Genomic DNA, 24,814 nt, shown 5'->3' with positions numbered 1-24,814 from the left:
GCGTCGGGCCGGAGGTAACCCATGGCACAGGATTCGCTCATCGATTGGCCCGTTCACTGTCCGTACTGTGATGCCCCCTTTTCCTTGTTGCTGGATTTGAGCGCAGGCGGCTACGACACCTGGGAGGATTGCGCCATCTGCTGCCAGCCGATCCATGTCGTGGTGGAGACAACGCTTTCCGGGGAACTGGAAGGGGTGACGCTGGCCAGCGACGACGACGTGGTATAGGTCCCGGTTTGATAGCGCGCGCAACGAGATTTGATAGTCAATTGCTATATGATTCATTACGCCAATCAAATTGGCCCATCAGTGGTTAGTCTTTAGTCTAGCCACTTCACCATTTGCCACCACACAACGACTCAACACAGGAGATGCCAATGAGCGTACTCGTAGGACGCCAAGCCCCGGATTTCGAAACTGCCGCCGTGATGCCGGATGGCTCCATCAAGGATGACTTCCGACTGTCCGACAGCAACGGCAAGCTACGCGTGCTGTTCTTCTGGCCGCTGGACTTCACCTTCGTCTGCCCGTCCGAGATCATCGCCCACGACAATCGTCTGGCGAAGTTCAAGGAACTCGGCGTCGAAGTGATCGGTGCCTCCATCGACTCCCAGTACACGCACCACGCCTGGCGCAAGACCTCGCCGGACGCGGGTGGCATCGGTGAAGTCGGCTTCCCTGTCGTGGCCGACGTCAAGCACGAGATTTGCCAGGCCTACGGCATCGAGCACCCGGAAGCCGGCGTCGCACTGCGCGCTTCCTTCCTGATCGATGAAGATGGCGTCGTCCAGCACCAGACGGTCAACAACCTGCCGCTGGGCCGCAACGTCGACGAGATGCTGCGCATGGTCAAGGCACTCAAGTACCATCAGACCCACGGCGAAGTCTGCCCGGCGGGCTGGGAAGAGGGCCAGGAAGGTATGAAGGACACCGCCGAAGGCGTGGCCAAGTACCTGGGCACCTACGCCGGCAACCTGTAAGCGGCACGATGTCAGAGGCGGCCCGTCGGGCCGCCTCTGTCGTTTCTGGTATCATGCTCGCCTATCGCGGTGTCCTGTGGCATGGCTCGGGTCCGGGACATGCCACAGGGTGTCGAATAGCGATACACGCCAACCGAATCGTTGATCTGAATCGAGGTAGTCATGAGCGACGCGCGTCACGAACGTCTGATTATTCTGGGCTCCGGGCCGGCAGGCTACACGGCCGCGGTCTACGCCGCGCGGGCGAACCTCAGGCCACTGCTGATCACCGGCATGCAGGCTGGCGGCCAGTTGACGACGACCACCGACGTGGACAACTGGCCCGGCGACGATGAAGGGGTGCAGGGGCCGGAGTTGATGGAGCGCATGCGCAAGCATGCCGAGCGCTTTCAGACCGAGGTGCTGTTCGATCACATCAACGAGGTCGAGCTGCGCGAGAAGCCGTTCACCCTCAAGGGAGACAACGGCACCTATACCTGCGACGCGCTGATCATCGCCACTGGCGCCAGCGCGCGCTATCTGGGGCTGCCCTCCGAGCAGCAGTTCATGGGGCAGGGCGTGTCGGCCTGCGCGACCTGCGACGGCTTCTTCTATCGCAACCAGCATGTCGTCGTGGTCGGTGGCGGCAATACGGCGATGGAAGAGGCGCTGTATCTCTCCAATATCGCCTCGAAGGTTACGCTGGTGCACCGGCGCGACAGCCTCCGCGGCGAGAAGATTCTGCAGGATCGCCTGTTCGAGAAGGTCGAGAACGGCAACATGGCGATCGAGTGGAACCATACGCTCGACGAAGTGCTGGGCGACGGCAGCGGGGTCACCGGGGCGCAACTCCGATCCACGCTGACGGGGGAGACCAAGCAGCTCGAGGCCATGGGTGTCTTCATCGCCATTGGCCATACCCCCAACACCGGTATTTTCGAGGGCCAGCTCGACATGGCCAACGGTTATATCCGTGTCCAGTCCGGTCTGGAAGGCAATGCCACGGCGACCAGTGTTCCTGGCGTGTTCGCGGCTGGTGACGTCATGGATCACGTCTATCGCCAAGCCATCACCTCCGCCGGTAGCGGTTGCATGGCGGCGCTTGACGCGGAGCGGTTTCTGGACGGCCTCGATTGAGGCAGGCCATCTCCGCCCACGACGAAGCCCGGCCGATGCCGGGCTTCGTTGCGTCAGGGCGGTGAACGGCGGCGATCGTGATCAGTAGTGCGGCGGCAGCTCGTCCTCGGGGCGTGGCATCTCGCCGCCCAGCTCGTCGATGGCCTGGCGCTGTTCGCTGAGCCGCTCGCGCATCAGCGCATTGACGCGGCCTAGCCGCTCGAGCTCGGTCGCCTGCTGTCTCACCAGGCGGTCGAGGGTTTCCAGCCAATCTTCCTGAAACGTCAAGCGGCTCTCGAGTGCATCGAGGCGAGCTTCCGAGGTCGTACGCGAGGACGTCTCGACCGTGCTAGACTGCCGACGCTGTGTGTCATCTTCCATTCACGGCACCTTTAGTTAGTAAAAGTCGATTAATAGTTAGTGAAAGTCGATTAACGATATTGGGTATGAAGACCGTTTCCGCGTTGTTGAGAAGGCGCGGTACGTTTTCCTTGTTCCGACGTCTAGAGATATGAGAATCCATGAATAGCAAGGTAATTTTGCGTTGTACGCTGATCAGTCTACTCCTCTCGATACCCTCGCCATTGCTGATCGGTCTTTTGATCACGCTGATCAGCAGCATGCTGGCCACCGACCTGACCTGGTTCTTGAACGTGGAAGGTGTCTCGGCGATGTATGGGGCGACGGTGATCGCCGTCTTCATCGTGCTTTGGCTGGGCACGCTGGCCATGGCGCTGCTGGCGCCAGCGACCCCGCGCGCGGTCACGGCTGCCATGCTGGCGGACGTGGAGAACGACGATCGCGAGCTGGGTGAAGTCAAATGGTTCAATGTCAACAAGGGCTATGGCTTCATCACGCGGGCCGACGGTGAGGACGTGTTCGTGCACTTTCGGGCGATTCGGGGCAAGGGCCACCGGACGCTCGCCGAAGGGCAGAAGGTGCGTTACCACGTGATCGAGAATGACCGCGGACTGCAGGCAGACGACGTGACCGTCATCACCTGACAGCCGCGGCTGGAGTGCCCGAAACCCCCGGAGGCTTGCCTTCGGGGGTTTTTCGTTTTCTGTTCACGCCCCGGAGGCCGATGGCGTCTCGTCGACCCCCGCGCGCGCCTCGGCCTCGACGAATACCCGCTTGACGCCATCGTGGGCCTGCTTGATCTCCCGGTCGAGCTTGGCGATGGCACGCTCGATGCGCTCCGCCGTGGCGCCGCGAGCAAAGCGAACGCTGAGGTTGACCAGGATGAAGTTGGGGCCCATGTGCATGGTCAGGACTTCGTTGACGCCCTCGACGCCATCGGCATCTCCCGCCAACTGGCGAATACTCTCGACCACGTGCTGGTTGGCGCTTTCTCCTATCAGCAGGCTCTTGGTCTCCATGGCCAGCCAGATGGCCGTGCCGCCGAGCAGCAGTCCGATGATGATCGAAGCGATGCCATCGAACAGCAGGATGCCGGTCCACTGCGACAAGGCAACCCCGGCGAGCGCGACCATCAACCCTAGCAGCGCTGCGGAGTCCTCGAAGATCACCACGAACATGGACGGGTCCTTGCCGCGCTGTACCGCCTCGACGTAGCCCCACTTGCCCTTGGTCTTGCGGAACTCGTTGAGCGCGAACGCCCAGGAGGCGCCCTCGAACAGGATACCCAGGCCGAGCACGACATAGTTGACCAATGGTGACTCGATCGGTTCGGGGTGCAGGACGTGGATCACACCCTCGTAGAGCGAGACGCCGGAGCCGATCGCGAAGATCAGCAGCGCGACCACGAAGCTCCAGAAGTAGACCTCCTTGCCGTGGCCGAACGGAAATTGAGGGCTCGGTGGTCGCTTGGCCCGCTTCATTCCCAGCAGCAGCAGAATCTGGTTGCCGGTGTCCACCAACGAGTGGATGCCCTCTGAGAGCATGGCGGAGCTGCCGGTGATCGCGGCCGCAACGAACTTGGTGACTGCGATGAGCAGATTGCCGCCCATGGCGGCATAGATGACTGGCTTGGATTCCGCCATGTGGGTGACTCCCTGTCAGATCGGCCGCGTTCCGGCGGCGACGGCGTGGTCAGCGGCCCGAGTCGGGCCACTCTATGGTGTGCTCGTGACCGTCCGGGGTTACCTGCCAGAACCGGTCGGGATCGTCACCGGGTTGCCAGCCACCCAGCGAACAGCGGGCCTCGCAGCCCAGCTCGCGAGCAGCGTCGCGCGCGCAGTCGGTATCCCTGGGCCAGGGAGTGGCGTCGCAGTCGAACCAGAGGCTGGCGTAACCATCGGCGGCGCGTTCGACCAGCATGATGCCGATACCCTGCTCGGCGCCGGCGGCCCTGCCACGCCAGATCCCCTTGCCGGCCCGGTCCAGCGTCAGGTCACCGTCGCCGAGAGCCTGACGCAGCCACTGGGTGATGGCTTCGACGTCGGCGACGGCCAGATAGATTTCGATATCAGGAAAGCGCTCCATGGGTTCCTCTGGCGAACAGCCGCTCGAGTGTCGTCTCGTAGATGCGGCTCAGGGTATCGAGGTCGTCGGCACGGATGCGTTCGTTGACCTGGTGGATGGTGGCATTGACAGGGCCCAGCTCGATCACCTGCGTGCCCAGTGTAGCAATGAAGCGCCCGTCCGAGGTGCCGCCAGAGGTGGAAAGCGTCGGGCGATGCCCGGTGATCGCCTCGCAGGCACATCGCGCCGCCTCGAGGAGCTCTCCCTCCGCGGTCAGGAAAGGTTCGCCGTTGAGGGTCCAGTCGAGCTGGTAGTCGAGCCCGTGGGCGGCCAGTTTGCGCTCGACCCGTTCACGCAACTGGAGCTGGGTGACCTCGCTGGAGTAGCGAAAGTTGAAGGTCACCTCCAGTTCGCCGGGAACGACATTGGTGGCACCGGTTCCTGCATGCAGGTTGGAGATCTGGAAGCTGGTCGCGGGGAAGAAGTCGTTGCCGGCGTCCCAGGGCTCGTCGACCAGTTCGGACAGGAGCGACAGCGCCTGATGAATCGGGTTGCGGGCCAGTTGTGGATAGGCCACGTGGCCCTGAATGCCGCGTACCCGGAGCACCCCGCCCAGCGATCCGCGGCGGCCGTTCTTGATCACGTCGCCCAGATGGCTGGTAGAGGAGGGCTCGCCGACGATGCAGTAGTCCAGCGGCTCGTGACGCTCGCGCAGTCGCTCCACCACGGCCCGGGTGCCGTGTACCGCCGGGCCTTCCTCGTCGGCGGTGATCAGGAACGCGATTCTGCCGTGGTGGTCCGGATGGGCGGCGACGAAGCGCTCGACGGCCGTCACCATTGACGCCAGGCTGCCTTTCATGTCGGCGGCCCCTCGCCCGCAGAGAAAGCCGGACTCATCAATGCGCGGCTCGAATGGCGGGTACTGCCACTCGCTTTCCGGCCCGCTGGGCACCACGTCGGTATGGCCGGCAAAGGCGAGCATCGGGCCGTGCTGGCCCCGGGTGGCCCAGAAGTTGTCGATGCCGCCGATCGACATCCGTTCGATCTGGAAGCCGATGCGTTCCAGGCGGTCGATCATCAGCGCCTGGCAGCCGTGATCGTCCGGCGTCACCGACGGTCGCTTGAGCAGCTCCAGTGCCAGCGTCAGCGTGTCGGAGGGCGCGGTCGTCATTGACGCTTGGGGCATGCGGGTCTCCAGGGCAGCCGGTCGGGCCGGATCAATTGTGAGCGTGCAGCGATTCATTGAGGGCGACGGCGCTCTTGTTGGTGCGGCACTCCAGGCGCCCGGTCACCGAGTGACGAATGAACAGCAGGTCGTCCTGGCCGGCGAGTTCGCGCGCGGCCACGGTCTGGACGGCTTCGCCCTTGTCGTCCAGGACGGTGACCTTGGAGCCGGCAGTGACGTAGAGGCCCGCTTCGACGGTGCAGCGGTCGCCCAGGGGGATGCCCAGGCCGGCATTGGCGCCGATCAGGCAGTTTTCGCCGATCCTGATCACCACGTTGCCGCCGCCGGAAAGCGTGCCCATGGTGGAACAGCCGGCCCCCAGGTCGGAGCCCTTGCCGACGAAGACGCCGGCCGAGATACGCCCCTCGACCATGCCGGGGCCTTCGGTGCCGGCGTTGAAGTTGCAGAAACCCTCGTGCATGACCGTGGTGCCTTCGCCCAGATGGGCGCCCAGGCGGACGCGGGCGGTATCGCCGATCCGGATCCCCTTGGGGACGACGTAGTCGGTCATCTTGGGGAACTTGTCGACGCAGTCCACCGAGAGCGGGCGTCCGGCCAGGCGGGCCTTGAGCCGCCGCGCGGGAAGTTCCTCGACGTCGATGGCGCCCTCATTGGTCCAGGCGATATTCCTGAGCAGGCCGAACATGCCGTCGAGCTGGGTACCGTGGGGCTTGATCAGCCGATGAGAGAGCAGATGCAGCTTGAGATAGACCTCCGGCACGCTGGCCGGCGCGTGATCTTCGTCCAGGAACACCGCGACCAGCGGGCGCTTGGCATCGACGAACGTCTCGGCGAGGTCGGCCTGATCGGCGGCGCCGGCTGCCCGCAGCGCCTCGGCGAGGCCGGTTGCGTGTTCCGGCAGGAAACTGACGACTTCCTCGCTGGCATCGGCACCCAGGGCCTGGCGCGCGGCGGCGACGAGATCGGCGGGGGGCTGATGCAGCGGCGCCGGATAGTAGACTTCGAGCCAGTCGCCCTGGCTGTTCTGGGTACCGATTCCTAGCGCGAAGCTCAACATCGCAGGTTCCTTATCGTGTTCGGTGAAGTATGTCGTGGGGCCGGTGCGAACCCGCCCGCTAGGCCAGTGTCGCGTAGCGGGCGGGATCGAAGCCGACAATTAGAGTGTCTTGGCCGGCAGGGTCGGTATGCTGCAGCAGCGGACGCTTGATCAGTGTCGGATTGGCCAGCATCAGTTCGCGAGCTCGCTCGGCGTCCAGCGGCTCCCGGTCCGTGGCATCGAGTTGCCGCCAGGTAGTGCTTCGGGTGTTCAACAGCGCCTGCCAGTCGGCATTGGCCAGAAAGGTGTCCAGGCGCTGCGGCCCGAGCCCATCCTCGCGGAGGTCGTGGTAGTGGTGCGAGATGCCCAGCTCTTCGAGCCGGCGGCGGGCCTTGCGGCACGTGTCGCAGGTCTTGATGCCGTAAACGGTGATGGTCATGTCGCTGGCCTGTCGGGCGCTGCCGGAGAAGCGGCAGATTATAGGCGCCCACGGACGGCGGCTCAAACCGCGTCACTGTGGCATCGGCCCGCTGTCGGTCGGGCGTGGTCGCCTGGGGCCGGCGGACTGGCAATCGAACGTACCGGATCGCGCTTGACCTATGGGTAACGCCAGGGTGCTAGCGTCGGGCTTTTCCTGGGGAGAAACAACGTATGATGATTTCGAAGCGCTGGTTGATCGGTATCGTAGCCGCCGGCTCGCTGGTTTTCGCCGTCAGTGGCCTGGCCCAGTCGCAGAGCGATGGCCATGGCGATCATCGGGCCCGTTCTGAAGCGCCCGTCCAATCCAGCGGGGCCAGCGGTGCTAGCGATGGCTATCGTGAGGCGGCGACCCGCATGCAGCACGACATGGAGCTGGCGAACAGCGGCGATCCGGATGTCGACTTTGCCCGCGGCATGCTGGCCCACCACCTGGGGGCAGTCGCGATGGCCAAGGTCGAGCTTGCCTATGGCAAGGATCCGGAAATGCGAGCGCTGGCCCAGAAGATCATCGAGGCCCAGCAGGCCGAGATAGAACAGATGCGGGCATGGCTGAAAGCCAACCCCGCATCGGTCGATTAAGGCGGCCTGGCGCCGGCGAGCCGGACGCTACACGTCCAGGACTTCGTAGAGACGCTCGCGCAGTCGTGCCTGGGCCTCGGGGTCGGTCAGCGGCCGGCCGTGCTTGTCGGTAATGAAGAACACGTCCTCGACCCGCTCGCCGAGAGTGGCGATCTTGGCCGTCGACAGCGCGATGTTCTGCTCCATGAAGATGCGGCCGACCCGAGCCAGCAGTCCCGGGCGGTCGGGGGCGATCAGCTCCAGCGACGTGCGCGCGTTGGCGGGATCCTGCTCGATGATCACTTCGACCGGCACCCGGAAGTGTTTTAGCTGCCGGGGCGTATGTCGGCTGACGATCTGCGGATAGTCGTCGGGATCGTCGAGCTCCTCGACCAGGTGCCGGCGGATCGTCTCCAGCCGCGCAGCGTCGCGGATGGCGTCGTCGTCGTCGTCCAGCAGGATGAAGGTGTTGAGCGTCCAGTCGTCGCTCGAGGTGGCGATACGGGCGTCGTGGATCGACAGGCCCAACTGTTCGATGGCGGCCGCCGTTGCGGCGAACAGGTCGTCGGCCGAGCGCGTATGAATGAACAGCTTGGTGCCGCCCTCGGTCATGTCCTCGCTGGGGGCGCTGACCAGGACCAGTGGCAGGTGATCGTCATGGTGGGCGAGAATGCCTTGGGTCTGCCAGACGATCTCGCTGGGCGTGTACTGCAGGAAATAGTCCTCGCCGAAGGTCTGCCAGAGTGCTGCGACACGGGTCACGTCGGCGCCGATGGTGCGCAGCAGTCCCAGCGCCTCCTCTCGGGTCTCGCTGACCCAGCCTTGCCGATCGACGGTGTTGTCGAGCCCTCGACGCAGCACCCGGCGTGTCTCGGTGTAGAGCTGGCGCATCAGCGAGGCGCGCCAGCCGTTCCATAACGTCGGGTTGGTGGCGCTGATATCAGCGACGGTGAGCACGTAGAGATAGTCGAGATGGGTCTCGTCACGCACGGTACGTGCGAAGGCGTGGATTACGTCCGGATCGGAAATGTCGCGTTTCTGTGCGGTCTTCGACATTAGCAGGTGGTGTTCCACCAGCCAGGCCACCAGTTGCGTGTCCCAGCCCGACAAGGCGTGGCGGCGGCAGAACTCGGCGGCATCGATGGCGCCGAGCTCCGAGTGATCGCCCCCGCGGCCCTTGCCGATGTCGTGATAGAGGCCGGCAATCCATAGCAGCTCGAGCTTGGGCAGCTTCTGGATCACATCGATGGCGACGGTATATTCGTCGGTGTCCCGCTCCTCGCGAAAACGCTGCAGGAAACTGAGCAGGCGCAGGGTGTGGGCGTCGACGGTATAGATGTGGAAAAGGTCGTGCTGCATCAGGCCGACGGCCTCGCCGAATTCAGGCAGATACTTGCCCAGTACCCCGTATCGATTCATGCGAGTGAGCTGGGTGGGGACGTCGCCGCCGCTGCGCAGCAGTTCCATGAACAGGCTCTGGTGGCGCAGGTCATCGCGGAAAGCATCGTCGATCAAGTGACGATGGTCGCGAATCTGACGGATGGTATCGGCCCGGACGCCCTCGATTTCCGGATGCTGGGCCATCAGCAGAAACAGTTCCAGCAGCGCGCCGGGGCGCCGCAGGAAGACGTTGGGGTGGCGGAGCTGGATATAGCCGCCCCGGCTTTCGAAGCGCGCGTTGATCGGCTTGGCCTCGAGTGCCTCGCCGGCGTGGAGAATCACTTCGTCGAAATGCTGCAGCAGCATGTCGTTCAGTCCAGCCAGGGCGGTGACGTGGCGGTAGTAGGCCTTCATGAACTGCTCGACGGCCAGTCGCTGCGGGGTATCGGTGTAGCCGAACAGCTTGGCCAGGGCGCGCTGGTGGTCGAACAACATGCGATCCTCGGCGCGTCCGGCGATCATGTGCAGGGCGTAGCGCACCTGCCACAGGAACGCCTGGCCCTGGCTCAGGATCCGCAGCTCGGCATCGTTCATGAAGCCTTGCGCGACGACATCTTCGTAACGCAGCGGGCCGAAATGGCGCTTGGCCACCCAGCCGATCATCTGAATGTCGCGCAGGCCACCCGGCGCGCTCTTGAGGTTGGGCTCGAGGTGGTACTCGGAGTTGTTGTGCTTGTAGTGACGGGCGATCTGCTCCTGCCACTTGCCCTCGAAGAACGCTGCCGACGACCACATGTGGCGGGTGGAAAGGCGCTCCCGCATGGCGCTGCGCAGCGCTTCCGGGCCCGCCAGGGTGCGGGTCTCCAGCAGGTTGGTGATGACCGTGATGTCGCTTCGGGCTTCCCGTTCGCAGTCATTGAGCGAACGCACGCTCTGGCCGACCTCGAGGCCGATATCCCACAGCAGGGTAATGAATCCGGTCAGTGACTCGCGATAGGGCGTATCGTCGTCCGTGCCGAGCAGCAGCAGCAGGTCGATATCGGAGTAGGGGTGCAGCTCTCCGCGACCGTAGCCGCCGACCGCCAGCAGGGCGACGTTGTCGTCCGGCCATTCGAACCGCTCCCAGGCGATCTCGAGCAACCGGTCCAGGCACCAGGCGCGGCCGTACACCAGGTCGCGGACATCGGCACCAGCGCGAAAACGGTCATCGAGGCGCTCGCGGATCGTCTTCAGCGCCAGCTTGAACAGCGCGACGGGTTGGGAGTCACGTGCCAGCGCCTCACGGAAGGCCGCTGCATCGAATAGTGTCTCGTCGGGTTGAAAGCGGTAGTGATGCAGCAGCATGCGACGGGCGTCTCCGGAGGCGGGGCGGCAGGCAGGCGACGATCAGTCCGTCAGGAAGCCGAAGTCTTCGTCGGAGCGGGCCGTCAGGACCTCCACGCCGGAAGCGGTGACCAGCAGGGTGTGTTCCCACTGCGCCGACAGGCTCTTGTCCTTGGTCACTGCCGTCCATCCGTCCTTCAGCACCTTGGTGCGGTAGCCACCGGCGTTGAGCATCGGCTCTATGGTCAGGCACATGCCCTCGGCGAGTTCGGCATCGGCTTCCGGTGCGTAGCCGTCATAATGCAGGACCTGTGGCTCCTCGTGGAAGCCTGCGCCGATACCGTGACCGCAGAAATCCCGGACCACGGAGTAGCCAGCCTTTTCGGCGTGGTTCTGGATTACCCGGGCGATGGTCGACAGCCTGGCGCCCGGTTTCACTTCGGCGATACCTTTATACAGGCTCTCCTGGGTGACCCGGCTCAGGCGCTCCCCTTGGATGGTGTCGCCGAGCACGAACATCATGCTGCTGTCGCCGTGGTAGCCGTCGGCGGTCTTCACGGTAATGTCGATGTTCATGATGTCGCCACTCTTGAGCTTCTTGTCGAAGTCGGGAATGCCATGGCAGACGACATGATTGATCGAGGTACAGATCGACTTGGGGAAGCCATGATAGTCCAGGGGGGCCGGGGTGGAACCCAGTTCCTTGACGATGAAGTCGTGACACAGGCGGTCGAGTTCGCCGGTGGAGACGCCGACCTGCACGTGCGGGATGATCATCTCGAATACTGCGGCGGCCTGGCGGCCGGCTTCGCGCATTTTTTCGATCTCGTCGGGCGTCTTGCGTGGAATGTTCATGCGCTCTCGCAATGGGGGGTCGATAGGGGCGATGGGGTGTCTCGGGCAGCGGTCGGCTGTCCCCGATGTTGCCGAGCTTCAGGGAAGCACAGGATAAAGGGTTGCGCGGGCGAATCACTGCGTTGCGCGGTGCCGGTCCGATCGGAGTCCTCGCCTATACCCCGCAGGCTCCGGTTTCTGTGCTCCGTGCGCCTTGTGCTTCATCCCGCTCGCCGATTGATTCAGTGCTTCCTTAGACGACCGGCGACTTCATCTTGCCTGTGTTCTATGGTATAAATCCGCGCGCTCGACTGCAATTGCCCGTCTACCGGTTCCGGCAAAGATGGCCGATCTGGCATCCGGCAGATGTCTTTATGCTGTCGCCAGGGTGGTCGAGCCAGTAGCGGCGACGGCCTTCGCACGAAGGTCGCGTCATCAAAAACACACACGCACCGACACATGGTCCCGGGTGCCGCGACGGTTTAGCCGAGCGGTCGGATCCATGGGGTGTGTGGAGGCCTAACCCGATTCTTCAGGAGTCATCATGGCACAAGTCAATATGCGCGATCTGCTCAAGGCAGGCGCACACTTCGGTCACCAGACCCGTTACTGGAACCCGAAGATGGGGCAGTACATCTTCGGTGCACGTAACAAGATCCATATCATCAACCTCGAGCACACGCTGCCGGCACTGCTGGAAGCGACGAGCATCGTCGAGAAGATGGCCTCTTCCAACAACAAGATCCTGTTCGTCGGTACCAAGCGTTCCGCCAGCAAGATCATCAAGGAAGAAGCCAATCGCGTGGGTCAGCCGTTCGTCAACCATCGCTGGCTGGGCGGCATGCTGACCAACTACAAGACCATCCGCCAGTCGATCAAGCGTCTGCGCGAGCTCGAGACCATGCGCGAAGATGGCACGTTCGAGAAGCTGACCAAGAAAGAAGTGCTGATGGCGACTCGTGAGCAGGACAAGCTCGAGCGCTCCATCGGCGGTATCAAGGAGATGGGTGGCCTGCCCGACGCACTGTTCGTGATCGACGTCGATCACGAGCGCATCGCGATCAACGAAGCCAACAAGCTCGGCATTCCGGTGATCGGTGTCGTCGACACCAACTCCAACCCGGATGGCGTCGATTACGTCATCCCGGGCAACGATGACTCCATTCGCGCCATCCAGATCTATGTGCAGGCGATCGCCGACGCCTGCGGCAAGGCGAAGGAAGGTCGTCCCGACGAGTTCGTCGAGGTGAGCGAGACCAGCGAAGCCGCTCAGTAATCGAGAAAACGGCATCGAGTCTGCGCTGAGCATGCTCCCGCAGGGCGGCAATCGGTTCGCCGGTATCGGCGCAGACACAAGGGGGCTCCATAGCCCCCTTTTTACACCCGGAGCGACGCTCGCGTGGCGTCGTTCGTCAGACGAAACAGCGATTCTCAGGGGTAGAACATGGCAGCTATCAGCGCTTCTCTAGTCAAGGAACTGCGTGAGCGTACCGGTCTCGGCATGATGGAATGCAAGAAGGCACTGACCGAAGCCGACGGTGACATCGAGCGCGCGATCGAGGATCTGCGCAAGAATTCCGGTCTCAAGGCCGCCAAGAAAGCGGGCCGGACGGCCGCCGAAGGCGCGATCCTGACCCGGGTCGCCGAAGACGGCAGCTACGCCGCGATGCTGGAAGTCAACTCGGAGACCGACTTCGTCTCCCGTGACGACAACTTCAAGAGCTTTGCCTCCAAGGTGCTGGCCAAGGTATTCGAGACCAAGTCCGAAGACGTTGCGGCCATCATGGACGGCGAGCTGGAAGACGCGCGCAACCAGTTGGTGCAGAAGATCGGCGAGAACATCTCCGTGCGTCGCGCGGTGGTCGTCGATGCACCGGAAGGCGGCGTCGTGGGTGCCTACGTCCATGGCGATCGTATCGGTGTGTTGAGCGTGCTCAAGGGCGGCAACCCGGAAGTGGCCAAGGATGTCTCCATGCACGTGGCTGCGATCAACCCGGTCGTCGCGCGTCCGGAAGATATGCCGCAGGCCCAGCTCGACAGCGAGAAGGCGATCATCCTGGCCCAGCCGGACATGGCCGGCAAGCCGGCGGAAATCGCCGAGAAGATGGTCCAGGGTCGCCTCAAGAAGTACCTGGCGGAGAACAGTCTGACCGAACAGCCTTTCGTCAAGGATCCAAACCAGACCGTTGCCGAATACGCCAAGACGGCAGGCGGCGAAGTGGTCGGCTTCACGCGCTTCGAAGTTGGTGAGGGCATCGAGAAGGAAGAGGTCGATTTCGCCAAGGAAGTGATGGAGCAGGCTCGCCGTAGCTGAGTTCCCGACAGTGCCTGGGATCGTGCGCGGGGCTCTTGCCTGTGGCCGGTCCCACTGATGGCGTGCGCGAAAGCGCACGCCATCGCGTATCCGGCGGATGAGAAAGATCGTCCGCCACCTGCCGAATCCGACTCGTCAAACCAGGAGAGAGCGTCATGCCTGAAGTCATCGATCGACCCAGCAAGCCCAATGAGCGTAGCGACAAGTCGAAGTACAAGCGCATATTGTTGAAGCTGTCAGGCGAGGCGCTGACGGGGGAGCAGGATTTCGGCATCGATCCCAAGGTGCTCGATCGCATGGCGCTGGAAATCGGCCAACTGGTGGGGATCGGTGTCCAGGTCGGTATCGTCATCGGCGGCGGCAACCTCTTCCGTGGGGCAGCGCTGCATGCGGCGGGCATGGAGCGGGTCACCGGCGACCACATGGGCATGCTGGCCACGGTGATGAACGCCCTGGCGATGCGCGATGCACTGGAACGTTCCAATATCCGCTCGCGAGTGATGTCAGCGATCCCCATGAGTGGTGTCGTCGAACACTACGATCGGCGCACCGCGATCCGCTACCTCACTTCTGGCGACGTAGTCATCTTCTCTGCCGGGACGGGTAATCCCTTCTTCACGACCGACTCGGCCGCCTGCCTGCGGGGCATCGAGATCGACGCCAACGTCGTGGTCAAGGCCACCAAGGTCGATGGCGTCTACGACAAGGATCCGGTCAAGCACCCGGAGGCCGTCAAGTACGAGCGTTTGAGTTACGATGACGTGCTGGATCAAAAGCTCGGGGTGATGGATTTGACCGCTATCTGCCTGGTACGGGACCATGACATGCCGGTTCGCGTCTTCGACATGACCAAGCCCGGGGCACTGTTGAATCTGGTGGTCGGTGGGCGAGAAGGCACGCTGATTGATTGAGGTTTAGGACATGATCGACGATATCAAGAAAGACGCTGGCGCACGCATGCAAAAGAGCCTGGATGCGCTTCAGACCAATTTCCACAAGATCCGCACCGGCCGGGCGCACCCGAGCATACTGGATGCGGTGATGGTGGAGTACTACGGCAGTCAGATGCCGATCAACCAGGTCGCCAACATCACGATCGAGGACGCTCGGACGCTGGCCGTGACGCCTTGGGAGCGCCCGATGGTGCCGAAGGTCGAGAAGGCGATCATGACCGCCGACCTCGGGCTCAATCCGGCCACGGCCGGCAACGTCATTCGGGTGCCGATGCCCCCGTTGACCGAGGAGACGCGGCGTAACTATATCAAGCAGGCGCGTGCCGAGGCCGAGAATGCCAGGGTCGCGATCCGCAGCATTCGCCGCGATGCCAATGGCGATCTCAAGACGTTGCTCAAGGACAAGGAGATCACCGAGGACGACGAGCGTCGCGGAGAAGAGGAAATCCAGAAGTTGACCGACAAGCACGTCAGTGAGATCGATCGGCTGCTGGAAACCAAGGAACACGACCTGATGCAGGTATGAGGGCTCGGGCGCTCGATGGCTTCGGCATGCGGGCGCCGCCACCCACCTGTCTTGCGAGCTATCATGACAGACACGCAGTCGCGTGACGTCCAAGCGATGCCGTCGATGCCCCGCCATGTGGCGATCATCATGGACGGCAACAATCGTTGGGCGCGCGCCAGAGGGCTTTCCAGCGCACAGGGACACCGCGCTGGGGTAGAGTCGTTGCGCGCCGTCATTCGGCGGGCGGCGGAGCAGCGTATCGAGACCCTGACACTATTCGCCTTCTCGAGCGAAAACTGGCGTCGTCCTTCGGCGGAGGTCGGTGCGCTGATGGAACTTTTCATGCTGGTGCTCAAGCGTGAGGTGAAGAGGCTTCATGAGAACGGTATCCGCCTGACCATCATCGGCGATCGCCGCCGCTTCTCGTCGTCCCTGCAGAAGCACATGAGCCGTGCCGAGGCGTTGACCCGCGACAACTCCGGGATGCATCTCGTCGTGGCTGCCAACTATGGCGGGCGCTGGGACATCGCGTCCGCCGCGCAGCGGCTGGCGCGCAAGGTCGCCGACGGGCTCATCACGCCCGAGGCCGTGGATGAAGCGGCGCTGGATCGCGAGGTTTGCCTGAGCCAGGAGCCGCCCATCGACCTCTGCATCCGCACCAGTGGAGAACAGCGGATCTCCAATTTCCTGCTGTGGCAGCTTGCCTATGCGGAGTTCGTGTTTGCCCCGGAACTCTGGCCCGATTTCGATGGTGCCGCCTTCGATGCCGCGCTGGAGGCTTTCCAGCAGCGCCAGCGCCGTTTCGGCATGAGCCAGCAGCAGGTCGAGGTTCAGGGTGCTTAAACAACGGATACTGACCGCGCTGGTGCTGGCGCCACTGGCTCTCGGCGGCCTGTTCGGCCTCTCCGGGGGCGGCTTCGCCGCCTTCACTGCGCTGGTGCTGCTGCTCGGGGCCTGGGAGTGGGCGCGCCTGGCCGGATTCGACGAGGTCAAGCCGCGACTGCTCTACACTTTCGGTCTCGGTTTGCTGCTGGTGATCGCATGGTGGTCGGGGTGGGCCGATGAGCGTTGGCCGCTATGGGCTGGCGCGCTCGGCTGGTTGGCCAACGCCTGGTGGGTCTCGCGCTATCCCGGCGCCACCGAGCAGTGGCAGCCTCCGGCGCTGCGCCTGTGCATGGGCATGTGGGTGCTGCTGCCCTGCTGGGTCGGGCTTTACCAACTTCGGCAGCAAGGCAGCGAGTGGTTGCTGTTCGTGTTGCTGCTGGTCTGGGTAGCGGACATCGGGGCCTACTTCGCCGGACGACGTTATGGTCGCCGCAAGCTGGCGCCGAGCGTCAGTCCGGGCAAGTCGTGGGAGGGCGTCTATGGCGGCTGGGTCGCGGTCGCGCTGCTGGTGCTCGGCTACACGGTGTGGCTGGCGCTTGACCTTGGTCAGGCGCTGGCCTTGCTGATCGTCGCGCTGGTGGTGGCTTTCATCTCCGTCATCGGAGACCTGCTCGAGAGCATGCTCAAGCGCTTCCGTGGCTTGAAGGATTCCAGTCACCTGCTGCCGGGTCACGGTGGCATTCTCGATCGTATCGACAGCTTGACGGCTGCCGTTCCTCTCTTCGCCCTGATCCGCCCCTGGCTGGGATAGCACATCGATGTCTTCCTCTTCCTGCAAGGTCACACTGCTGGGCGCGACCGGTTCCATCGGTCGCAGCACGCTGGACGTGATCGCTCGACACGCCGATCGCTATCAGCTTCACGCGGTGACCGCCCAGCGTTCCCGCGAGGCGCTGCTCGAGATCTGCCTGCGGTTCGAGCCGCAGAGGGCGGTGATCGGCACTTTGCAGGATGCCGAATGGCTGCGCTCCCGACTGCGGGAAGCCCGGTTGACGCAGATCGACGTCTCTCACGGGGAGGCTGCCCTGCTGGACGTGTCGCGAGCGGCCGAAGTGGACGTAGTGATGGCGGCGATCATGGGCGCGGCAGGACTGATGCCGACGTTGGCGGCAGTAGAGGCGGGCAAGCGCGTGCTGCTGGCCAACAAGGAGGCGTTGGTGATGTCCGGCGGGTTGTTCATGGACGCCGTGTCGCGTCATGCCGCCACGCTTTTACCCATCGACTCGGAACATAATGCCATTTATCAGTGTCTTCCTATGCAGCGTGACGGTCGCCATCGCGAGCTGACTCGTGAGGGCGTGTCGCGGTTGTGGCTGACGGCCTCGGGAGGACCGTTTCGAACCTGGTCGCTCGAGGCGCTGGAAGATGTCACGCCTGCCCAGGCATGCGCGCATCCCAACTGGTCGATGGGACGCAAGATATCCGTCGACAGCGCCACCATGATGAACAAGGGGCTCGAGCTGATCGAAGCGTGTTGGCTGTTTGATACGGCGCCCGCGCAGGTCGAGGTGGTGGTTCATCCACAGAGCATCGTGCATTCGATGGTCGGGTACGCCGATGGTTCGGTGCTGGCGCAGATGGGCAATCCCGACATGCGCACGCCGATCGCCTACGGCCTGGCCTGGCCCTCGAGACTCGATGCCGGTGTCGAGCCGCTGGATCTGTTCGCGATATCGCGTCTCGACTTCGAGCCGCCGGACGAGGTTCGCTTTCCCTGCCTGCGGCTGGCCCGGGAGGCGATGGAAGCCGGTGGCACGATGCCGGCGACCCTTAACGCCGCCAATGAAGTGGCGGTGCAGGCGTTCCTCGACGGGGAGCTCTCTTTCCCCGGCATCGCCAAGCTGGTGGAGGCCACGCTCGAGGCGACCGAGAGGCGAGCGGCGGATTCGCTCGACGTGATATTGTGCGAGGATGCACGGGCGCGGCGGTCGGCCGAGCACCTGCGGCATCAACGGTCTTTCCAGAGGGGGCGGGCGTGATGGACACGATCCAGAACGTGCTGGCGGTCATCGTCGTACTCGGCCTGCTGATCACGTTTCACGAGTTCGGGCACTTCTGGGTGGCGCGACGCTGCGGCGTGAAGGTCTTGCGCTTCTCGGTAGGGTTCGGCAAGCCGCTGTGGTCGCGCTTCGATCGCCACGGGACGGAGTACGCCATTGCCGCCATTCCGCTCGGCGGTTACGTCAAGATGCTCGACGAGCGCGAAGGCCCGGTGGCGCCGGCAGAGCAGGCCCAGGCATTCAATCGCAAGAGCGTCTGGGCGAGAATCGCGATCGTGGCGGCGGGGCCGATCGCCAATTTCCTGTTGGCTGTGGTCGCTTACTGGGCGCTGTTCGTCTACGGTGCCACCACCGTGGCGCCGGTGATCGGCGAGGTGAAGCCGGATTCCCTGGCCGCCCAGGGCGGGTTGCGCAGCGGACAGGAGATCGTCAGTGTCGACGGGCGCGAGACGCCGTCCTGGAATGAGGTCAATCTGCAGCTGATCGCGGCGATCGGCGCCAACGGCGAACTGGAAGTCACGACCCGAGATCCTTCGGGCGGTGCGACCCGAACTCACGCCGTACCCGTTCAGCAGTGGCTGGTGCGCCAGGATCCGCCGCAGCCGATGGCGTCGCTCGGTATCACGCCATGGCGTCCCGAGGTGCCGGCGGTGCTGGGTCGGGTGCTCGAGGACAGCCCGGCGGCTCGTTCCGGGTTGCAGGCCGGGGATCGCATCGTCAGCGTCGATGGCGGGCCGGTCGGCGACTGGGTCGCGTTCGTCGATGCGGTGCGCAGCCATCCCGGTGCCAAGCTGTCGCTGGAGGTCGAGCGGGACGGCATGACCCACGGCGTCACGCTGACGCCGGAAGCGAGGCAGGCCGAGGATGGCGAGGAGATCGGTTACGTGGGTGCCGCGTCGCGGGCGGTCGAGTGGCCCGAGTCCTACCGGCGCGAGATTCGCTATGGCCCGTTGGCGGCGGTGGGGCAGGCGCTGAACAAGACCGGCGAGATGACCTGGCTGACGGCGGATTCGATTCGCAAGATGATCGTCGGCTGGATCTCGCCCTCGAACCTCTCCGGGCCGATCACCATCGCGCGCATCGCCGGTGACTCGGCGCGCAGCGGCGTCGAGACGTTCATCGGCTTTCTGGCCTATCTATCGATCAGTCTGGGCGTGCTGAACCTGCTGCCGATCCCGGTGCTCGACGGCGGTCATCTGGTCTACTACCTGATCGAGCTCGTCAGGGGCAAGCCGGTATCGGAGACGGCCCAGGCCGTGGGCTTGCGGGTTGGCGTGGCGTTGGTGGGGTGTTTGATGGTGATGGCGCTCTACTTCGATTTGATGCGGCTTTGACGACGGGACGCCGTTGCCGGGCGGCCTGACGGCGCCGAGAACATCGGTGCCCGGGAAGACCCCATGAGTGGTGAGCGACGAGCTTGTCAGTCGTAGGGAGAAATGTATAAGGTGCCTGTTCGATACGCGGGCGGACCCCACAGAAGCGATTGATTGCATGAAACTCAAGACCATCGGATTGGCAGGATTTCTGCTGGCCAGCTCTCCCGTTGCGCTGGCGGCACCTTTTGAGATTTCGGATATTCGTGTAGAGGGGCTGCAACGCGTCTCGGCTGCGTCCGTTTTCAACGCGTTTCCCGTCAGCGCCGACCAGACGGTCGATGACCAGCAACTGGGCCAAGCCGCCCAGCAGCTGTTCGACACCGGGTTGTTCGACGACATTCGGCTCTCCCGCGACGGCGACGTACTGATCGTCAACGTGGTCGAGCGGCCCTCCATCGCCGAAATCAACATCGACGGCAACTCGCAGATATCCGACGACGACCTGCGCAAGGGGCTGACCGATGCCGGGCTGGCCGAAGGCCAGGTTCTGCAGCGCTCGACCCTGGAGGAGATGCAGCGCGAGCTGGAGCGACTCTATCAGTCCCAGGGTCGATACAGCTCGAACATCAAGACGTCCGTCGAGCAGCTCGAGCGCAACCGGGTTCGCGTCAACATCAATATCAATGAGGGTGAAGTCGCCAAGATTCGCCAGATCAACGTCGTTGGCAACGAGGCGTTCGACGACGACACGCTGCGTGATCTGTTCCAGCTCGAGGACAAGCCAGGTTGGTTCTTCGGCTGGTTCTCCGACGACGAGTATTCTCGCGAAGCGCTGTCCGGCGACCTGGAGACGCTGCGCTCCTGGTACCTCGATCGCGGCTATGTCAACTTCGCCATCACCTCGACCCAGGTGTCGATCAGCCCGGACAAGTCCCGCATCTTCGTCACCATCAACGTCGACGAAGGCAAGCGCTACAAGCTCGACAAGATCAATTTCGCCGGCGACCTGAAGATCGATGACTCCACCGCCCGGTCGCTGGTGACCGCCAAGCCGGGCGAGTACTACTCTCAGAGCAAGGTGACCGATTCCTCGGAAGCCCTGCGTCAGAAGCTCGGTGCCGAAGGCTTCGCCTTCGCCGATATTCAGGCCGTACCCACCGTCAACGAGGCGGGCGATACGGTGGATCTGACCTTCCGCGTCGATCCGGGACGGCGGGCCTACGTGCGCCGGATCAATTTCGAGGGCAACACCACCACCCAGGATGAAGTGCTGCGCCGCGAAATGGTGCAGATGGAGGGCGCACCAGCCTCCACCGACCAGATCTCGCAGTCGCGCCAGCGGCTCGAGCGGCTCGGTTTCTTCAAGCAGGTCGACGTGGATACCCGTCCGGTGGCCGGCGAGCCGGACCAACTGGACGTCACCTACAATGTCCAGGAGCAGCCGTCGGGCTCGATCTCGGCAAGTGTCGGTTTCTCGCAGAGCGCCGGCGTGATCTATGGGGCGGCGCTGTCGCAGAGCAACTTCCTCGGTACCGGTAACCGGGTCAACATCGGTGCGCAGCGAAGCGATACGTTCACCAATATCAACTTCGGCTTCACCGACCCGTACTGGACCCTCGACGGTATCTCGCGTGGTTACAACGTCTTTTATCGCGAAACCGACTACGAAGACTCCGATATCTCGACCTATTCGACCGACTCCTACGGCGGCAACATCAATTTCGGGTATCCGATCAATGATCTGTCGCGGCTGAACTTCGGCGTCGGGCTCGAGAACCTGTCGATCGATACCTACGACGACACACCCTCCGAAATCGTGCGCTACACCGACGATCAGGGCGAGGACTTCTTCAACTACAAGCTGACCGCCAGCTGGACTCGCAACGACCTGAACCGCGGGATCATGCCGACCGCCGGCAGCTACCAGCGCGTCTCGCTGGAAACCGCGCTGCCCGGATCGGACGCGGAGTACTACAAGCTGCGCTACCGCGGCCAGAAACTGTTCGAGCTCAACCCCGACTGGTCCGTCAAGTTCAGCAGCAATCTGGGCTATGCCGATACGCTGGGTTCCAACGATCCCTACCCGTTCTACGAGAACTTCTACTCGGGCGGTCTGGGCTCGGTGCGCGGCTACACGGGTAATACGCTGGGGCCGAAGACCACCGAGCGCAACGATGGCGATGACGATACCCTGGGCGGCAATGTGCTGGTCGAGGGCTCCGCGGAACTGATCTATCCGTTCCCCTGGGTCGAGGACCGCCGGTCGCTGCAGACCAGCATCTTCCTGGATGGCGGCAACACCTTCCTGACCGACTGCTACCCGGTGGTGTCAGGTGATGGCCCCTCCAACTGCAACAGCGGGGTCCATCTCGACGATCTGCGCTACAGCGTGGGCCTGGGACTGTCCTGGCTGACGCCGGTGGGACCGTTGACCTTCAGTGTCGCCAAGCCACTGAACGAGAAGGAAGGAGACGATCCGCAGGTCTTCCAGTTCTCGCTTGGCCAGACTTTCTAGTTCAAGCGCGGTGAGTTCGCGGCGTCGGGATGGCGCCGCGAACTCGAATTCAGATGTTTACAGACAGTAAGTCAGGCTCGTTCCAAGGAGATACCGCATGCGCAAGATAGCAGGAGTTCTGGGGCTAGGTTTGTTGACGATGGTTTCCGTCCCGGCAATGGCGACGGAGGTGGGCGTTCTCGACTGGCGCGAAGCGTTGATGTCTTCCAACTCCGCCCAGGCCTCGATGAACCAGCTGAAGAACCGCATCAGCGCCCAGCAGCAGCAAGCGGAATCACTGAGCCAGGAGCTGCAGCAACTGCAGCAGCGCCTGCAGAAGGATGGCGACGTGATGTCGGAGTCCGAGCGCAACTCGGTGACTCAGCAGCTGCGTCAGAAAGGCGGCCAATTCCAGCAGTTGCGTGGACAGATCTCGCAGGCGCAGCAGCAGGCCGAGCAGCAGTATCTGAAAGGGGCCAAGCCCAAGCTGGATCAGGCGATTCAGCGGGTCGTCGACGAGCATGACCTGGATATGGTGGTGGATCGCGACGCGGTGGTCTACTCGGGCGACAGTCTCGACATCACCTCCGAAGTGACGAAGATCTTCAATTCGCTCAACTGATGATTCAATCCGGCGCCCGCTCATGAAGAGAGAGACTTCCCGCTCTTACACGCTCGGTGAACTCGCCGAGCGTCTGGATGCACGCCTGGTCGGCGACGCGGATCTGCGTGTCGATGGTCTGTCGACGCTGGCCGATGCCGGACCGACGGATCTCGCTTTCCTGGCCAACCGGGCGTACCTGAAGTATCTGGCCGCGACCCGGGCCGGTGCCGTCCTGGTGCATCCTGCCCATGGCGAAAGCTGCCCGTGCCCCCGGCTGGAGCTGGACAATCCCTACCTGGGATACGCCAAGTTGTCGCGATTGTTCGATCCGCTGGTCAACCAGTCTCTCCGTGGCGTGCACGCAACGGCCGTCGTCGCGCCGGGCGCCCGGCTCGGCGAAGGCGTCGAGATTGGCGCCCACTGCGTCATCGAGGACGGTGTCGACATCGCCGATGATTGCGTGATCGGCGCAGGATGCTTCATTGGTGCCGACACCACGGTGGGTCGCGGCTCTCGCCTGCACGCCAACGTCACGCTGTATCACGGGGTGATCGTCGGTGATCGCGCCATTCTCCATAGCGGCTGTGTCATCGGCGGCGATGGCTTCGGCTTCGCCCACGATGGCAAGCAGTGGGAGAAGATCGCGCAACTGGGTGGCGTCGTGCTGGGCGACGATGTCGAGGTGGGAAGCTGTTCTAGCATCGATCGTGGCGCGCTGGGAGACACCCAGATCGGCAATGGGGTCAAGATCGACTCTCAGGTCCAGATCGCCCATAACGTGCAGATTGGCGATCACAGCGCCCTGGCGGGCTGTGTGGGCATCGCGGGCTCCACCAAGGTCGGTCGTCACTGTCTGCTGGGGGGAGGGGTCGGGCTCTCCGGCCATCTGACCCTGGCCGACGGGGTCCAGGTGACCGGCATGAGCCTGGTCACCAACTCGATACTGGAGCCCGGTGTCTACTCTTCCGGTACCGGTTCGATGTCGAATAGTCAGTGGCGGAAGAACGCGGTACGCTTCAAGCAACTCGACGAAATCGCCAAGCGGCTGACGCGCCTCGAGCGGGATATCCGCGATAGCTGAAGGGCTTGTACCCCAGGCCCCGTAGCACGCCGAAAGGCTGGCGGTCATCCTTTGCGCCTGTATAATGCCCGCCCACACGGGTGAACGCCGTTTTGCCGCCCCGTGCCTGCCTTCATGGCGGGCATTTCGTTATTTCAGAGGTTGTATTGATGATCATGGACATCAACCAGATTCGCGAATATCTACCGCATCGTTATCCATTTTTACTGGTAGATCGCGTGATGGAAATCACGATTGGCGAGTCGATCGTGGCGTACAAGAACGTCAGCATCAACGAACCTTTTTTCAATGGTCATTTCCCCCATCACCCGATCATGCCTGGTGTATTGATCATCGAAGCGATGGCCCAGGCCTGTGGCATTCTCGGCTTCAAGACGGTCAACAAATTGCCGGCCGACGGCTATGTCTACTACCTCGTCGGCAGCGATAATGTACGCTTCAAGCGCCCGGTCATGCCGGGCGATCAACTGCGGCTCGAGGCCAATGTCATCAAGGGCAAGCGAGGCATCTGGAAGTTCGCCTGCCGGGCCACGGTTGGTGACGAACTGGCCTGCGAGGCGGAAATCATCTGCGCCGAGAGGAAAATCGCTTGATTCATCCCTCCGCCATCGTCGATCCCTCCGCCCGACTGGCCGACGACGTCCAGGTCGGCCCCTTCAGCGTGATCGGCCCCGACGTCGAGATCGATGCCGGTAGCGTGATCGGGCCGCACGTCGTGCTCAAGGGGCCGACTCGACTCGGCAAGCGCAATCGGATCTTCCAGTTCGCGTCGGTCGGAGAGGACTGCCAGGACAAGAAGTACGCCGGTGAGCCGACGCGCCTAGAGATGGGTGACGACAACGTCGTGCGCGAGAGCGTGACGATCCATCGAGGCACCATCCAGGATCGCGGCGTCACCACCATCGGCGACCGCAATCTGTTCATGGCCTACTCCCACGTGGGACATGACTGCCTGATCGGCAACGACTGCATTCTCGCCAACCAGGCGACCCTGGCCGGCCATGTGACCCTGGGCGATTTCGCCATCATCGGTGGGCTCTCGGCCATCCATCAGTTCGCCCATATGGGCGAGCATGCGATGGTCGGCGGATGCTCAGCGATCACCAAGGACATTCCGGCCTTCATCATGGTCAATGGCAACCCGGCCGCGCCTCACGGTCTCAACTCCATCGGTCTCAAGCGCCGGGGTTTCTCGGCCGAGGCGATCAAGGCGTTGGGTGAGGCGTATCGCCTGGTCTATCGCAAGGGATTGACACTCGAGCAGGCCATCGGCGAGATCGAGAGCCGCTTCTCGCTCGACGAGACGCGCCGCTTCATCGACTCTCTCAAGGTTTCCCAGCGCGGTATCATCCGCTAGGAGCGG

General features: G+C 63.3%; 26 protein-coding genes. 18 read left to right on the top strand and 8 right to left on the bottom strand.

The features are described 5' to 3' along the window. Positions 1-21: 21 nt before the first annotated feature. From DOM54_RS02085 to trxB, 3 genes are all read left to right on the top strand, one after another. A complete protein-coding gene (locus tag DOM54_RS02085; protein ID WP_110714756.1) occupies positions 22-228 on the top strand; it encodes a zinc ribbon domain-containing protein in 207 nt (68 codons plus the stop codon). 149 nt (positions 229-377) lie between these two features. Then, positions 378-980 (top strand): peroxiredoxin, encoded by a 603-nt coding sequence (locus DOM54_RS02080; RefSeq protein WP_110602207.1) that lies wholly within the window; start codon positions 378-380, stop codon positions 978-980. Positions 981-1,142: 162 nt separating this feature from the next. Continuing rightward, complete coding sequence (gene trxB, locus DOM54_RS02075; protein WP_110714755.1) at positions 1,143-2,096, top strand: thioredoxin-disulfide reductase; 954 nt, start codon at positions 1,143-1,145, stop codon at positions 2,094-2,096. Between the two features lie 81 nt (positions 2,097-2,177). On the opposite strand, the gene DOM54_RS02070 is transcribed toward trxB, so the two are convergent. Next, positions 2,178-2,456: a SlyX family protein gene (locus DOM54_RS02070; RefSeq protein ID WP_110714754.1), complete on the bottom strand. Its 279-nt coding sequence runs from the start codon at positions 2,454-2,456 to the stop codon at positions 2,178-2,180. Between the two features lie 140 nt (positions 2,457-2,596). Here DOM54_RS02070 and DOM54_RS20485 point away from each other — a divergent pair, with 140 nt between their 5' ends. After that, complete coding sequence (locus DOM54_RS20485) at positions 2,597-3,079, top strand: cold-shock protein (protein WP_110602212.1); 483 nt, start codon at positions 2,597-2,599, stop codon at positions 3,077-3,079. Between the two features lie 63 nt (positions 3,080-3,142). Here DOM54_RS20485 and DOM54_RS02060 read toward each other — a convergent pair whose 3' ends face one another. The 5 genes from DOM54_RS02060 to DOM54_RS02040 are packed head-to-tail and all read right to left on the bottom strand — an operon-like array spanning position 3,143 to position 7,160. After that, on the bottom strand, positions 3,143-4,078 hold the full coding sequence (locus DOM54_RS02060; RefSeq protein WP_110714753.1) for a cation diffusion facilitator family transporter: 936 nt from the start codon (positions 4,076-4,078) through the stop codon (positions 3,143-3,145). A 49-nt stretch (positions 4,079-4,127) separates the two neighbouring features. After that, positions 4,128-4,520 carry a hypothetical protein gene (locus DOM54_RS02055; RefSeq protein WP_110714752.1) on the bottom strand — a complete coding sequence of 131 codons (393 nt, stop codon included), beginning with the start codon at positions 4,518-4,520 and terminating at the stop codon, positions 4,128-4,130. Continuing rightward, complete coding sequence (gene dapE / locus DOM54_RS02050) at positions 4,504-5,685, bottom strand: succinyl-diaminopimelate desuccinylase (protein ID WP_110714751.1); 1,182 nt, start codon at positions 5,683-5,685, stop codon at positions 4,504-4,506. Before dapE ends, DOM54_RS02055 begins: the two co-directional genes overlap by 17 nt. 31 nt (positions 5,686-5,716) lie before the next feature. Next, positions 5,717-6,742, bottom strand: coding sequence for a 2,3,4,5-tetrahydropyridine-2,6-dicarboxylate N-succinyltransferase (gene dapD / locus DOM54_RS02045; protein WP_110714750.1), 1,026 nt, complete (start codon positions 6,740-6,742; stop codon positions 5,717-5,719). Between the two features lie 58 nt (positions 6,743-6,800). Then, positions 6,801-7,160 carry an ArsC family reductase gene (locus DOM54_RS02040; protein ID WP_110714749.1) on the bottom strand — a complete coding sequence of 120 codons (360 nt, stop codon included), beginning with the start codon at positions 7,158-7,160 and terminating at the stop codon, positions 6,801-6,803. A 212-nt stretch (positions 7,161-7,372) separates the two neighbouring features. Between DOM54_RS02040 and copM the strand changes: the two genes are divergently transcribed. Beyond that, entirely contained in the window at positions 7,373-7,780 is a 408-nt protein-coding gene (gene copM / locus DOM54_RS20480; protein WP_276309657.1) for a CopM family metallochaperone, read from the top strand. 27 nt (positions 7,781-7,807) lie between these two features. Here copM and DOM54_RS02030 read toward each other — a convergent pair whose 3' ends face one another. Further along, the gene (locus DOM54_RS02030) at positions 7,808-10,483 is read right to left on the bottom strand and encodes a [protein-PII] uridylyltransferase (protein ID WP_110714748.1); all 2,676 of its coding nucleotides are present in this window, start codon (positions 10,481-10,483) and stop codon (positions 7,808-7,810) included. Positions 10,484-10,525: 42 nt separating this feature from the next. Beyond that, a complete protein-coding gene (gene map, locus DOM54_RS02025; protein ID WP_110602224.1) occupies positions 10,526-11,317 on the bottom strand; it encodes a type I methionyl aminopeptidase in 792 nt (263 codons plus the stop codon). A gap of 523 nt (positions 11,318-11,840) precedes the next feature. On the opposite strand from map, the gene rpsB reads away from it, so the two are divergent. The 13 genes from rpsB to lpxA all read left to right on the top strand — a co-directional run bounded on the left by rpsB (position 11,841) and on the right by lpxA (position 24,808). Further along, the gene (gene rpsB, locus DOM54_RS02020; protein ID WP_110602225.1) at positions 11,841-12,572 is read left to right on the top strand and encodes a 30S ribosomal protein S2; all 732 of its coding nucleotides are present in this window, start codon (positions 11,841-11,843) and stop codon (positions 12,570-12,572) included. 168 nt (positions 12,573-12,740) lie between these two features. Next, on the top strand, positions 12,741-13,610 hold the full coding sequence (gene tsf / locus DOM54_RS02015) for a translation elongation factor Ts (RefSeq protein ID WP_110714747.1): 870 nt from the start codon (positions 12,741-12,743) through the stop codon (positions 13,608-13,610). Between the two features lie 155 nt (positions 13,611-13,765). Beyond that, on the top strand, positions 13,766-14,521 hold the full coding sequence (pyrH, locus tag DOM54_RS02010; RefSeq protein ID WP_110602227.1) for a UMP kinase: 756 nt from the start codon (positions 13,766-13,768) through the stop codon (positions 14,519-14,521). A gap of 10 nt (positions 14,522-14,531) precedes the next feature. Beyond that, positions 14,532-15,089 (top strand): ribosome recycling factor, encoded by a 558-nt coding sequence (gene frr / locus DOM54_RS02005; RefSeq protein WP_110714746.1) that lies wholly within the window; start codon positions 14,532-14,534, stop codon positions 15,087-15,089. Positions 15,090-15,152: 63 nt separating this feature from the next. Beyond that, positions 15,153-15,914, top strand: a complete 762-nt coding sequence (uppS, locus tag DOM54_RS02000; RefSeq protein WP_110714745.1) for a polyprenyl diphosphate synthase — start codon at positions 15,153-15,155, stop codon at positions 15,912-15,914. Further along, entirely contained in the window at positions 15,907-16,707 is an 801-nt protein-coding gene (locus DOM54_RS01995) for a phosphatidate cytidylyltransferase (protein WP_110714744.1), read from the top strand. Before uppS ends, DOM54_RS01995 begins: the two co-directional genes overlap by 8 nt. 7 nt (positions 16,708-16,714) lie before the next feature. After that, a complete protein-coding gene (gene ispC / locus DOM54_RS01990) occupies positions 16,715-17,935 on the top strand; it encodes a 1-deoxy-D-xylulose-5-phosphate reductoisomerase (RefSeq protein ID WP_110714743.1) in 1,221 nt (406 codons plus the stop codon). Next, complete coding sequence (gene rseP / locus DOM54_RS01985; protein WP_110714742.1) at positions 17,935-19,290, top strand: sigma E protease regulator RseP; 1,356 nt, start codon at positions 17,935-17,937, stop codon at positions 19,288-19,290. Before ispC ends, rseP begins: the two co-directional genes overlap by 1 nt. 157 nt (positions 19,291-19,447) lie before the next feature. Next, on the top strand, positions 19,448-21,787 hold the full coding sequence (gene bamA, locus DOM54_RS01980; protein WP_240613729.1) for an outer membrane protein assembly factor BamA: 2,340 nt from the start codon (positions 19,448-19,450) through the stop codon (positions 21,785-21,787). Between the two features lie 97 nt (positions 21,788-21,884). Next, entirely contained in the window at positions 21,885-22,388 is a 504-nt protein-coding gene (locus tag DOM54_RS01975; protein ID WP_110602239.1) for an OmpH/Skp family outer membrane protein, read from the top strand. Positions 22,389-22,410: 22 nt separating this feature from the next. Continuing rightward, positions 22,411-23,451, top strand: a complete 1,041-nt coding sequence (gene lpxD / locus DOM54_RS01970; protein ID WP_110714741.1) for a UDP-3-O-(3-hydroxymyristoyl)glucosamine N-acyltransferase — start codon at positions 22,411-22,413, stop codon at positions 23,449-23,451. Between the two features lie 149 nt (positions 23,452-23,600). Next, positions 23,601-24,044 (top strand): 3-hydroxyacyl-ACP dehydratase FabZ, encoded by a 444-nt coding sequence (gene fabZ / locus DOM54_RS01965; RefSeq protein ID WP_110714740.1) that lies wholly within the window; start codon positions 23,601-23,603, stop codon positions 24,042-24,044. Continuing rightward, positions 24,041-24,808 (top strand): acyl-ACP--UDP-N-acetylglucosamine O-acyltransferase, encoded by a 768-nt coding sequence (lpxA, locus tag DOM54_RS01960; protein WP_110714739.1) that lies wholly within the window; start codon positions 24,041-24,043, stop codon positions 24,806-24,808. Before fabZ ends, lpxA begins: the two co-directional genes overlap by 4 nt. Positions 24,809-24,814: the final 6 nt, after the last annotated feature.

The sequence above is a fragment of the Salinicola acroporae genome (assembly GCF_003206615.1).
Classification (GTDB): domain Bacteria; phylum Pseudomonadota; class Gammaproteobacteria; order Pseudomonadales; family Halomonadaceae; genus Salinicola; species Salinicola acroporae.
Note: the sequence above shows the minus strand (reverse complement) of the source record. Positions and strands in the feature narration are given on the sequence as shown.